Source organism: Geobacillus sp. FJAT-46040 (assembly GCF_002335725.1).
Taxonomy (GTDB): domain Bacteria; phylum Bacillota; class Bacilli; order Bacillales; family Anoxybacillaceae; genus Geobacillus; species Geobacillus thermoleovorans.
This window is the reverse complement of sequence record NZ_NISS01000001.1, coordinates 2,896,447-2,908,460: the sequence shown is the minus strand read 5'-3', so window position 1 is coordinate 2,908,460 and position 12,014 is coordinate 2,896,447. Positions and strand designations below refer to the sequence as shown.

10 protein-coding genes, 2 tRNA genes, 2 rRNA genes, 1 other RNA gene and 1 other annotated feature are annotated in these 12,014 nt (G+C 53.6%); of the genes, 14 read left to right on the top strand and 1 reads right to left on the bottom strand.

Annotated features, from left to right (window positions below):
• Positions 1 to 34 precede the first annotated feature (34 nt).
• The 3 genes from pdxS (at position 35) to serS (ending at position 3,093) form a co-directional block, all read left to right on the top strand.
• On the top strand, positions 35 to 919 hold the full coding sequence (gene pdxS, locus CD000_RS15580; RefSeq protein ID WP_011229527.1) for a pyridoxal 5'-phosphate synthase lyase subunit PdxS: 885 nt from the start codon (positions 35 to 37) through the stop codon (positions 917 to 919).
• A 24-nt stretch (positions 920 to 943) separates the two neighbouring features.
• Positions 944 to 1,534, top strand: coding sequence for a pyridoxal 5'-phosphate synthase glutaminase subunit PdxT (pdxT, locus tag CD000_RS15575; RefSeq protein ID WP_096225985.1), 591 nt, complete (start codon positions 944 to 946; stop codon positions 1,532 to 1,534).
• A gap of 9 nt (positions 1,535 to 1,543) precedes the next feature.
• Positions 1,544 to 1,764 (top strand) — a binding site (T-box leader).
• A 54-nt stretch (positions 1,765 to 1,818) separates the two neighbouring features.
• Positions 1,819 to 3,093, top strand: a complete 1,275-nt coding sequence (gene serS / locus CD000_RS15570) for a serine--tRNA ligase (RefSeq protein ID WP_096225984.1) — start codon at positions 1,819 to 1,821, stop codon at positions 3,091 to 3,093.
• Positions 3,094 to 3,314: 221 nt separating this feature from the next.
• Here serS and CD000_RS15565 read toward each other — a convergent pair whose 3' ends face one another.
• Positions 3,315 to 4,601 (bottom strand): glycoside hydrolase family 18 protein, encoded by a 1,287-nt coding sequence (locus CD000_RS15565; RefSeq protein ID WP_014194557.1) that lies wholly within the window; start codon positions 4,599 to 4,601, stop codon positions 3,315 to 3,317.
• 85 nt (positions 4,602 to 4,686) lie between these two features.
• On the opposite strand from CD000_RS15565, the gene tadA reads away from it, so the two are divergent.
• The 11 genes from tadA (at position 4,687) to rrf (ending at position 11,804) form a co-directional block, all read left to right on the top strand.
• Positions 4,687 to 5,184: a tRNA adenosine(34) deaminase TadA gene (tadA, locus tag CD000_RS15560; protein WP_011229532.1), complete on the top strand. Its 498-nt coding sequence runs from the start codon at positions 4,687 to 4,689 to the stop codon at positions 5,182 to 5,184.
• Positions 5,185 to 5,222: 38 nt separating this feature from the next.
• Positions 5,223 to 5,487: signal recognition particle sRNA large type (gene ffs / locus CD000_RS15555), an RNA gene on the top strand.
• Between the two features lie 117 nt (positions 5,488 to 5,604).
• Positions 5,605 to 7,284, top strand: coding sequence for a DNA polymerase III subunit gamma/tau (gene dnaX, locus CD000_RS15550; RefSeq protein ID WP_096225983.1), 1,680 nt, complete (start codon positions 5,605 to 5,607; stop codon positions 7,282 to 7,284).
• A 26-nt stretch (positions 7,285 to 7,310) separates the two neighbouring features.
• A complete protein-coding gene (locus tag CD000_RS15545) occupies positions 7,311 to 7,634 on the top strand; it encodes a YbaB/EbfC family nucleoid-associated protein (RefSeq protein ID WP_020279743.1) in 324 nt (107 codons plus the stop codon).
• A gap of 8 nt (positions 7,635 to 7,642) precedes the next feature.
• Complete coding sequence (gene recR / locus CD000_RS15540; protein ID WP_011229535.1) at positions 7,643 to 8,239, top strand: recombination mediator RecR; 597 nt, start codon at positions 7,643 to 7,645, stop codon at positions 8,237 to 8,239.
• A 23-nt stretch (positions 8,240 to 8,262) separates the two neighbouring features.
• The gene (locus CD000_RS15535) at positions 8,263 to 8,487 is read left to right on the top strand and encodes a YaaL family protein (RefSeq protein ID WP_012820427.1); all 225 of its coding nucleotides are present in this window, start codon (positions 8,263 to 8,265) and stop codon (positions 8,485 to 8,487) included.
• 78 nt (positions 8,488 to 8,565) lie between these two features.
• Positions 8,566 to 8,829, top strand: coding sequence for a pro-sigmaK processing inhibitor BofA family protein (locus CD000_RS15530; RefSeq protein WP_011229537.1), 264 nt, complete (start codon positions 8,566 to 8,568; stop codon positions 8,827 to 8,829).
• A 246-nt stretch (positions 8,830 to 9,075) separates the two neighbouring features.
• A 16S ribosomal RNA gene (locus CD000_RS15525) occupies positions 9,076 to 10,633 on the top strand.
• Between the two features lie 347 nt (positions 10,634 to 10,980).
• Positions 10,981 to 11,054, top strand: a tRNA-Ile gene (locus CD000_RS15520).
• Between the two features lie 6 nt (positions 11,055 to 11,060).
• Positions 11,061 to 11,136, top strand: a tRNA-Ala gene (locus CD000_RS15515).
• A gap of 551 nt (positions 11,137 to 11,687) precedes the next feature.
• Positions 11,688 to 11,804, top strand: a 5S ribosomal RNA gene (gene rrf / locus CD000_RS15505).
• The last annotated feature ends 210 nt before the right edge of the window (positions 11,805 to 12,014 follow it).

The window sequence follows — 12,014 nt, the reverse complement described above, 5'->3', positions numbered from 1 at the left end:
AAAGCATAAGGATTAGGAATAGGGGGAATCAACGTTGGCATTGACAGGTACGGACCGCGTCAAACGCGGCATGGCGGAAATGCAAAAAGGCGGCGTCATCATGGACGTCGTGAACGCAGAACAGGCGAAAATCGCTGAAGCGGCAGGGGCTGTCGCGGTTATGGCGCTCGAGCGCGTCCCGGCGGACATTCGCGCCGCTGGCGGTGTCGCGCGCATGGCCGACCCGACGGTGATCGAAGAAGTGATGAACGCCGTTTCGATCCCAGTCATGGCGAAAGTGCGGATCGGTCACTATGTTGAGGCGCGTGTCTTAGAGGCGCTTGGTGTCGACTACATTGACGAAAGCGAAGTATTAACGCCGGCTGATGAGGAGTTCCATATTGACAAACGGCAGTTTACCGTTCCATTTGTGTGCGGTTGCCGCGATTTAGGGGAAGCGGCGCGCCGCATTGCAGAAGGGGCATCGATGTTGCGGACGAAAGGAGAGCCGGGGACAGGCAACATCGTTGAGGCCGTGCGCCATATGCGCAAAGTGAACGCGCAAATTCGCAAAGTCGTCAACATGAGCGAAGATGAGCTTGTCGCTGAGGCGAAACAGCTCGGGGCTCCGGTTGAGGTGCTGCGCGAGATCAAGCGGCTTGGCCGCCTGCCGGTCGTCAACTTTGCCGCCGGCGGTGTCGCGACACCGGCTGACGCTGCCTTGATGATGCACTTGGGTGCGGACGGTGTCTTTGTTGGGTCTGGCATTTTCAAATCGGAAAATCCGGAAAAATACGCGCGCGCGATCGTAGAGGCGACGACTCATTACGAAGACTATGAATTGATCGCACACTTGTCGAAAGGATTGGGCGGCGCGATGCGCGGCATCGATATCGCGACATTGTTGCCGGAGCACCGGATGCAAGAACGCGGCTGGTAAGCTAAATAAAGGAGCAAAGCAACGATGAAAATAGGTGTACTTGGACTGCAAGGAGCTGTGCGGGAGCATGTTCGCGCCATTGAGGCGTGCGGCGCCGAGGCGGTCATCGTGAAAAAGCCGGAGCAGCTTGAAGAGTTGGACGGTCTTGTGCTGCCGGGCGGCGAAAGCACAACGATGCGGCGGCTCATCGACCGCTATGGGCTGATGGAGCCGCTCAAGCAATTTGCCGCTGCCGGCAAGCCGATGTTCGGCACGTGCGCCGGGCTGATTTTACTGGCGAAACGAATCGTCGGTTACGACGAGCCGCACTTAGGTTTGATGGACATTACGGTGGAGCGGAACTCGTTCGGTCGGCAGCGGGAAAGCTTTGAGGCGGAGCTGTCGATTAAAGGCGTCGGCGATGGCTTTGTCGGCGTCTTCATCCGCGCTCCGCATATCGTGGAGGCCGGGGACGGGGTCGATGTCTTGGCGACATACAATGACCGCATTGTCGCCGCTCGACAAGGACAGTTTCTTGGCTGCTCGTTCCACCCAGAGCTGACCGACGATCATCGATTGATGCAATACTTCCTCAACATGGTCAAAGAAGCGAAAATGGCGTCAAGCCTCAAGTAAAGTGATCAAGCGAAAGCGATGAGAGGAACGAGTAGCGGGATGCCTTCCTTATCAGAGAGCCGGTGGGCGGTGCGAACCGGCAGGGAGCTCCTGTGAATCCATCCTCGAGCAAAACGTTGAACGCCCAAAGGGCCAGTAGGCGTTTTCGGCCGCCGCCGTTAACGGCAAAAGGGGAAGGCATAGCAAGCCTTCAATAAGGGTGGCACCGCGGGATGGCTCCCGTCCCTTTTTTGGGACGGGGGCTTTTTTATGTATAATATTGAATGGAAAAGGAGGTAAAAGCCATGCTGGATATGAAAATATTGCGCACCCAGTTTGAAGAAGTGAAAGAAAAACTAATGCAGCGCGGCGGGGATTTGACGAACATCGACCGCTTTGAACAATTGGACAAAGACCGCCGCCGCTTGATCGCGGAAGTCGAAGAGCTGAAAAGCAAGCGCAACGATGTGTCGCAGCAAATCGCTGTCCTAAAGCGCGAGAAAAAGGACGCCGAGCCGCTGATTGCCCAAATGCGCGAAGTCGGTGACCGCATTAAACGGATGGATGAACAAATTCGCCAGCTTGAGGCGGAACTCGACGACTTGTTGTTGTCGATTCCAAACGTGCCGCACGAATCAGTGACGATCGGCCAATCAGAAGAGGACAATGTGGAAGTGCGGAGATGGGGAGAGCCGCGTTCGTTTTCCTTTGAGCCGAAGCCGCATTGGGAAATCGCCGATCGGCTCGGTTTGCTCGACTTTGAGCGAGCCGCCAAAGTGGCGGGAAGCCGATTTGTCTTTTATAAAGGGTTAGGAGCGCGGCTTGAGCGGGCGCTCATCAACTTTATGCTTGACATCCATCTCGATGAATTCGGTTACGAAGAAGTGTTGCCGCCATATTTAGTGAACCGGGCGAGCATGATCGGAACCGGACAGTTGCCGAAATTTGCCGAGGATGCGTTCCATTTGGACAGCGAAGATTATTTCCTCATTCCGACCGCTGAGGTGCCGGTGACGAACCTGCACCGCGACGAAATTTTGGCCGCAGATGATTTGCCGATTTACTATGCGGCCTACAGCGCCTGCTTCCGCGCGGAAGCCGGGTCGGCCGGCCGCGACACGAGAGGGCTGATCCGTCAGCATCAGTTCAATAAAGTCGAGCTGGTAAAGTTCGTAAAGCCGGAGGACTCGTACGATGAATTGGAAAAGCTGACGCGCCAGGCAGAGACGATTTTGCAACGGCTCGGGCTTCCGTACCGCGTTGTCGCCTTGTGCACCGGAGACCTTGGATTCTCGGCGGCGAAAACGTACGATATTGAAGTTTGGCTGCCAAGTTACGGAACGTACCGGGAAATTTCGTCGTGCAGCAACTTTGAGGCGTTTCAAGCGCGCCGTGCCAACATCCGCTTCCGTCGGGATCCAAAAGCGAAACCGGAGTACGTGCATACATTAAACGGTTCGGGGCTAGCCATTGGGCGGACGGTCGCCGCCATTTTGGAAAACTACCAGCAAGAAGACGGCTCGGTCATCGTTCCGGAAGCGCTTCGTCCTTACATGGGGAATCGGGACGTCATTCGCTGAAAAAAAGGTGCTTGAGGCAAATCGTTGGTTGACTTTTCCCGACTGCCGTGTTATAGTGAATGACGTTGGCAATGAGGAACAAGAAGTCTTGTTCTTGGCCAAGACGATGATGAAGAGGACTGACGCGCATAAGAGGAGATTGTCATCTGAAACGGCTGACCGCCGAAAGCCGTTTCCCATCATAAAAAAACCCGCCGTTGACCGGCGGGTTTTTTATGCCTTTATTTTTTTACAACAGTAAATTGATCAGCGATCAGCAGCCAGTTTTGTGGAAAATCAATGCCAAGTTTCCAATAGCTGACCCCGCGCAAACCAAGTTCCTTCACGAGATTAAATTTTGCTTGAATGGAGCGGGCGTCCTCAAACCATACTTCATGCTCGCGTCCGTTTTCGTCGCGATAGCGAAAATGCGGTGCCTGCGCCTCCGTATCGTATTCGATGGCAACGTTATACTTTGCGGCGAGGGCGATGGCTTGCTGCGGGCTGATGGCCTGGGCGTACGGGCCGCCGGGTACATATGGCAGCGTCCAGTCGTAGCCATACAAGTTTTGCCCCATCAAAATTTTTCCGGCTGGCATTTCAGAGATGGCGTACTCGAGAACGCGGCGGACCGGACCGATCGGGGACACCGGCATCGGCGGCCCGCCGCTGTAGCCCCATTCATACGTCATGATCACGACAAAGTCGACAATTTGTCCATGGGCGCGGTAGTCGTGTGCTTCGTACCAACGTCCGCGCTGGGTCGCGCTCGTTTTCGGCGCCAAGGCGGTCGACATCATCCACCCTTCTCGTGCAAACCGCCGTTTCGCTTTGCGCAAAAACGCATTATACGCCTCACGGTCTTCCGGGCGCAAATATTCAAAATCAAAATGGATGTCGCGGAAGCCATACCGTCTAGCGGTCGCGACAATGTTGTCGAGCAGACGATTTTGCAGCGTTTCGTTTGTTAACATAAGCGCGCCGAGCTCGTCGCTGAACTGCCCGTTTTCAATGTTGGCGACAACCATAACGAGCGTGACGCGGTTGGCGCGGGCAATATCCGGAAAGTCGTCAAGCGGCGGCTCTTGCAATGTCGCGTCGCGTCGGATCGCAAAATAAAAAGGACTCAAATAAGTCAAATACGGAGCGGCTTCGCGAGCGCTCGCCTCCAGCGCTGGGCTGACAGTCGCGCCGCGCGGTTCAATATAGGCGTTAAACTCCGCTCTTCGCTTGGCGCCGGGCGGTATATAAAGCCGCTGCCCGACCTTAAGCGGAGCGTTTAAGGAGAGGCGATTCACTTCGGCAAGCCGCTGCATCGGAATCGAAAATCGGCGTGCAATCGACCATAACGTGTCGCCGCGCTGCACCCAGTAAAAACGACCGACGATCGGGATCACGAGCGCCTGACCGACAACGAGTTTATCAGGGTTTGGAAGCTTGTTGGCCCGGACAATGTCTTCCGCCGTGGTCCCGTATGCCTCAGCAATTCCACTTAACGTTTGTCCACTCTGCACTACGTGGATTTGCATACTTGACCTCCTAGTTGCGTCTTTATTCTCCATATTCTATGATGAAAAGAAAGGAGAAATGACCGTTTGTGTGAAGGGGTATACGATGAACACCGACGAGTACTACATGCGATTGGCAATGGAAGAAGCAAAAAAAGCGGAGCAGATCGGCGAAGTGCCGATCGGCGCTGTCATCGTTCAAGACGGCCGCGTCATCGCCCGCGCTCATAATTTGCGGGAAACCGAACAACGCGCCATCGCTCATGCAGAAATTTTGGCAATCGATGAAGCATGCCGGGCAACCGGTTCATGGCGGCTTGAGCGGGCGACGTTGTACGTAACGCTTGAGCCGTGTGCCATGTGCGCAGGCGCCATTGTTCTTTCCCGCATCGAACGGGTTGTATTTGGCGCGTTTGACCCAAAGGGAGGGTGCGCTGGGACATTGATGAACTTATTGCAGGAAAGCCGATTTAACCATCAGGTTAAGGTGGTAAGCGGGGTGCTTGCTGACGAGTGCGGTTCGCTGTTGAGCCAATTTTTTCGACGATTGCGCGAACAAAAGAGAAATGTTGGCGGGAGTGCCAACGAAAATTCCGTCGATTGACATTGCATTTTTTCCGCTAACGAGCTATACTGATAGTGCCGTGCTAAGCGGGGAGGTAGCGGTGCCCTGTACTCGCAATCCGCTCTAGCGAGGCTGAATTCCTTCTCGAGGTTAGTCTGTTGCGAGGCCTGTCTCAAGCAAGTGGTGTTGACGTCTGGGTCCCGCGCAATGGGATTCCGTGAACCCTGTCAGGTCCGGAAGGAAGCAGCAGTAAGCGGATGCTCCCATGTGCCGCGGGGACGCCTGGGCTGAGCTAACTGCTTGAGCAACGCTCGGGGCAGCTAATCGACAGAAGGTGCACGGCCTTACATAGCGATAGGGAACAAAACCCACTCATGGCGAGTGGGTTTTTTGTTATTTCAAATTGCAATAGGAAGTTATATAATAGATAGGACGAGAGAAAGAGGAGGGCCGTTTTCCGTGGCATACCAAGCGTTATATCGCGTGTTTCGGCCGCAGCGCTTTGCGGACATGGTCGGCCAAGAACACGTGACCAAGACGTTGCAAAGCGCCCTGCTTCAACATAAAATATCGCACGCTTACTTATTTTCCGGCCCGCGCGGTACAGGAAAAACGAGCGCAGCGAAAATTTTCGCCAAGGCGGTCAACTGTGAACAGGCGCCAGCGGCGGAGCCATGCAATGAGTGTCCAGCTTGCCTCGGCATTACGAATGGAACGGTTCCCGATGTGCTGGAAATTGACGCTGCTTCCAACAACCGCGTCGATGAAATTCGTGATATCCGTGAGAAGGTGAAATTTGCGCCGACGTCGGCCCGCTACAAAGTGTATATCATCGACGAGGTGCATATGCTGTCGATCGGTGCGTTTAACGCGCTGTTGAAAACGTTGGAGGAGCCGCCGAAACACGTCATTTTCATTTTGGCCACGACCGAGCCGCACAAAATTCCGACGACGATCATTTCCCGCTGCCAACGGTTCGATTTTCGCCGCATCCCGCTTCCGGCGATCGTTTCACGGCTAAAGTATGTCGCAAGCGCCCAAGGTGTCGAGGCGTCCGATGAGGCATTGTCCGCCATCGCCCGTGCTGCAGACGGGGGGATGCGCGATGCGCTCAGCTTGCTTGATCAAGCCATTTCGTTCAGCGACGGGAAACTTCGGCTCGACGACGTGCTGGCGATGACCGGGGCTGCATCATTTGCCGCCTTATCGAGCTTCATCGAAGCCATCCACCGCAAAGATACAGCGGCGGTTCTTCAGCAGTTGGAAACGATGATGGCGCAAGGGAAAGATCCGCATCGTTTGGTTGAAGACTTGATTTTGTACTATCGCGATTTATTGCTGTACAAAACCGCTCCCTATGTGGAGGGAGCGATTCAAATTGCTGTCGTTGACGAAGCGTTCACTTCACTGTCGGAAATGATTCCGGTTTCCAATTTATACGAGGCCATCGAGTTGCTGAACAAAAGCCAGCAAGAGATGAAGTGGACAAACCACCCGCGCCTTCTGTTGGAAGTGGCGCTTGTGAAACTTTGCCATCCATCAGCCACCGCCCCGTCGCTGTCGGCTTCCGAGTTGGAACCGTTGATAAAGCGGATTGAAACGCTGGAGGCGGAATTGCGGCGCCTGAAGGAACAACCGCCTGTCCCTCCGTCGACCGCCGCGCCGGTGAAAAAACTGTCCAAACCGATGAAAACGGGGGGATATAAAGCCCCGGTTGGCCGCATTTACGAGCTGTTGAAACAGGCGACGCATGAAGATTTAGCTTTGGTGAAAGGATGCTGGGCAGATGTGCTCGACACGTTGAAACGGCAGCATAAAGTGTCGCACGCTGCCTTGCTGCAAGAGAGCGAGCCGGTTGCAGCGAGCGCCTCAGCGTTTGTATTAAAATTCAAATACGAAATCCACTGCAAAATGGCGACCGATCCCACAAGTTCGGTCAAAGAAAACGTCGAAGCGATTTTGTTTGAGCTGACAAACCGCCGCTTTGAAATGGTAGCCATTCCGGAGGGAGAATGGGGAAAAATAAGAGAAGAGTTCATCCGCAATAAGGACGCCATGGTGGAAAAAAGCGAAGAAGATCCGTTAATCGCCGAAGCGAAGCGGCTGTTTGGCGAAGAGCTGATCGAAATTAAAGAATAAACCGTTTAAAGGAGGATGCCAAGATGATGCGTGGCGGAATGGGCAATATGCAAAAAATGTTAAAACAAATGCAAAAAATGCAAAAAGAAATGCAAAAAGCGCAGGAAGAGTTGGCGGAAAAAACGGTGGAAGGCACGGCGGGCGGAGGCATGGTGACCGTTGTCGCTAACGGTCATAAACAAATTTTGGAAGTAAAAATTAAAGAGGAAGTCGTCGACCCAGACGATATTGAAATGCTGCAAGATTTGATTTTGGCAGCGACAAACGATGCGTTGAAAAAAGCGGATGAGTTGGCTAATGAAATGATGGGGCAGTTTACGAAAGGACTTAACATTCCAGGGTTGTTCTAGGGGGGCGTATGCATTATCCAGAACCGCTATCGAAGTTGATTGACAGTTTTATGAAACTGCCCGGCATCGGCCCGAAAACGGCTGCCCGCCTTGCATTTCATGTGCTGGCGATGAAAGAAGACACCGTGCTTGAGTTTGCCAAAGCGCTCGTTGATGTCAAGCGGCATATTCATTATTGCACGATTTGCGGACATATTACAGATACAGACCCTTGCTACATCTGCAAAGACGAGCGGCGCGACCGGACGACGATTTGCGTTGTTCAGGATCCGAAAGATGTCATCGCCATGGAGAGGATGAAAGAATACAATGGCCTATACCACGTGTTGCACGGGGCCATCTCGCCGATGGAAGGCATCGGACCGGAAGATATTAAAATCGCCGAGCTGCTCACGCGATTGCAGGATGAGACGGTCCAAGAGGTGATTTTAGCGACCGACCCGAACATCGAGGGAGAGGCAACGGCGATGTACATCTCCCGCCTGTTGAAGCCGACAGGAATCAAAGTCACCCGCATCGCCCATGGCTTGCCGGTCGGCGGCGACTTGGAGTATGCGGACGAAGTGACGTTATCAAAGGCGTTGGAAGGGCGCCGTGAGCTATAGAGAGAAAGAAGGTGGGGATCGGTTTGTTATGGCGGCGAAAGGGGAAACTAAAGAGACAATTTGATGAGAAGTTAATGGCTGAACTACAAAAGGCTAGAACTGAATGGCTTGAGCAGAAACAACTCATCGAAAAAAGCGTCGATCCGTCTCCGGAGGTGTTGAGCGCATTGCAACTCGCTGAGGCCAAATATTTTTTCCTCCTCCGCGAAGCGAAGCACCGCCGCATCACACTTAAGGAAGTGCGTTAACTTCCTTATTTTTTTGTTCTTTTTTCCCCTGTTTCTCATACGTTGGTAGTACAAGCGTGCAAAAAGGGGGTTCAAACGTTGGAGCCGAAAGTCGTCATTACCGTGTTGCTAGCGCTTATCGCCGTTTTGCTTATCGTCGGCGCCCGTCTCAAAGCGCTTCGCCTGATCGGCTACGCTGCTATCCGCCTGATCGTTGGGGCGCTCGCGCTGTTTGTCATCAACGCCATCGGCGGGCATTTTAACATCCATATTCCGATTAACCTCGTCACCTCAATCGTTTGCGGATTTCTTGGCCTCCCTGGAGCGGCAGCGTTAATCGTGATTGACCGATATATTTTGTAGGCATCATTATTCAAGATGCCTTTTATTTTTTTGTTTAAAAGTTATTGACTTTTATATGACAATGCATTATATTAATTAATGCCGCTGTTTATGAAAGATATGTTGACAGCAAATTAAATGATATGTATAATGATAAAAGTGTGCAAGATAAACAAGTTCCTTGAAAACTAAACAAAACGCAAGCGTCATAAGAAAAGCGGAGGCCGCTTTGGCCGAAGCTGGACAATCCGAAAAGCCAATCAACTTTCTTTGGAGAGTTTGATCCTGGCTCAGGACGAACGCTGGCGGCGTGCCTAATACATGCAAGTCGAGCGGACCAAATCGGAGCTTGCTCTGGTTTGGTCAGCGGCGGACGGGTGAGTAACACGTGGGCAACCTGCCCGCAAGACCGGGATAACTCCGGGAAACCGGAGCTAATACCGGATAACACCGAAGACCGCATGGTCTTTGGTTGAAAGGCGGCCTTTGGCTGTCACTTGCGGATGGGCCCGCGGCGCATTAGCTAGTTGGTGAGGTAACGGCTCACCAAGGCGACGATGCGTAGCCGGCCTGAGAGGGTGACCGGCCACACTGGGACTGAGACACGGCCCAGACTCCTACGGGAGGCAGCAGTAGGGAATCTTCCGCAATGGGCGAAAGCCTGACGGAGCGACGCCGCGTGAGCGAAGAAGGCCTTCGGGTCGTAAAGCTCTGTTGTGAGGGACGAAGGAGCGCCGTTCGAAGAGGGCGGCGCGGTGACGGTACCTCACGAGGAAGCCCCGGCTAACTACGTGCCAGCAGCCGCGGTAATACGTAGGGGGCGAGCGTTGTCCGGAATTATTGGGCGTAAAGCGCGCGCAGGCGGTCTCTTAAGTCTGATGTGAAAGCCCACGGCTCAACCGTGGAGGGTCATTGGAAACTGGGGGACTTGAGTGCAGGAGAGGAGAGCGGAATTCCACGTGTAGCGGTGAAATGCGTAGAGATGTGGAGGAACACCAGTGGCGAAGGCGGCTCTCTGGCCTGCAACTGACGCTGAGGCGCGAAAGCGTGGGGAGCAAACAGGATTAGATACCCTGGTAGTCCACGCCGTAAACGATGAGTGCTAAGTGTTAGAGGGGTCACACCCTTTAGTGCTGCAGCTAACGCGATAAGCACTCCGCCTGGGGAGTACGGCCGCAAGGCTGAAACTCAAAGGAATTGACGGGGGCCCGCACAAGCGGTGGAGCATGTGGTTTAATTCGAAGCAACGCGAAGAACCTTACCAGGTCTTGACATCCCCTGACAACCCAAGAGATTGGGCGTTCCCCCTTCGGGGGGACAGGGTGACAGGTGGTGCATGGTTGTCGTCAGCTCGTGTCGTGAGATGTTGGGTTAAGTCCCGCAACGAGCGCAACCCTCGCCTCTAGTTGCCAGCACGAAGGTGGGCACTCTAGAGGGACTGCCGGCGACAAGTCGGAGGAAGGTGGGGATGACGTCAAATCATCATGCCCCTTATGACCTGGGCTACACACGTGCTACAATGGGCGGTACAAAGGGCTGCGAACCCGCGAGGGGGAGCGAATCCCAAAAAGCCGCTCTCAGTTCGGATTGCAGGCTGCAACTCGCCTGCATGAAGCCGGAATCGCTAGTAATCGCGGATCAGCATGCCGCGGTGAATACGTTCCCGGGCCTTGTACACACCGCCCGTCACACCACGAGAGCTTGCAACACCCGAAGTCGGTGAGGTAACCCTTACGGGAGCCAGCCGCCGAAGGTGGGGCAAGTGATTGGGGTGAAGTCGTAACAAGGTAGCCGTACCGGAAGGTGCGGCTGGATCACCTCCTTTCTAAGGACGAAAAGCGGAGGCGAGCGTTTCGCCGCGATGGGCAAATGTTCTTCGCCTAGAGGGATGTTTACATCCCGAAGGCGAAGGTTATTTGACCCCGAGCGGCGGCGAGCCGGAGCTAGACAGAATTTCTTGACAAAACCTATCAGTTTGATTATAATGACGCTTGCTGTTTTGTTTGGTTTTGAGGGAATTGGTTATTCTCTCGGTTGTTTTGCGCCTGCGCCTGCGTCTGCGAGTGATTCAGCGGAGCTGGATTCCTCGGCGCAAGGCCGCAAAGAAGCTGACTCAAGGCAGCAGCCTTGTTTCGTTTTGAGGGAACTTATTGTTCCTTGCAATGTGTATATGGGCCTATAGCTCAGCTGGTCAGAGCGCACGCCTGATAAGCGTGAGGTCGGTGGTTCAAGTCCACTTAGGCCCATTGGATGGGGCCTTAGCTCAGCTGGGAGAGCGCCTGCTTTGCAAGCAGGAGGTCATCGGTTCGATCCCGATAGGCTCCACCATATCAAGGTAAGAGGTTTCAAAGAAGTCGCTTTGCGTCTACAAGCGGATTCGGAGAAGCCGAATTCCTCGACGCAAACCAGCGAAGAAGCGAATTCAAAGGAGCTGCTTTGCGCCTTCGTCTTCCAGCAGGTTCAAGGAAGATGGATTCCTCGGCACAAGACTGCAGAGAAGCAAATTCAAGAAGCAGTCTCGTTTGCGTCTGCGTCTACAAGTGGATTCGGAGAAGCCGAATTCCTCGACGCAAACCAGCGAAGAAGCGAATTCAAAGGAGCTACTTCGTTCCTTGAAAACTAGATAACCGGAAAAGCGGAGGCTCGTAATTTCGCCTAAAGGCAGCCCGCGTCCTGCGGGCAACGGCGAAATATCGCCATCGTGGCGATCGCGATGGGCAAATGTTCTTCGCCTGGAGGGATTTACAATCCCGAAGGCGAAGGTTATTTGACCCCGAGCGGCTTCTTCCAACGGTTATCTAGTTTTGAGGGAGTGAACATCCTGTTGACAAATCCAACAGGATGGATATAATAATTACTGTCCAAGATGATCATCATTGCCTAGTGGCTATGGCGGAGGGGAAACACCCGTTCCCATCCCGAACACGGAAGTTAAGCCCTCCAGCGCCGATGGTAGTTGGGGCCAGCGCCCCTGCAAGAGTAGGTCGCTGCTAGGCAGTGAACTACCCCCACTTAATTTTCTAGCGAAAATTTGAAGTGGGGGCTTCCAAAGAAGTTTGACTGCTTCAAGCAATCCTTATTCTTTGAGGCGTGTCCACTTCGCCGCTAGAGCATAAGACACTCAGGTCTACAGCTTTACTTTTCTTTAAGATGTTTAATGCGCCATTGACATCAGCATTAATTAGTTTGCCAGACTTTGTTCGATA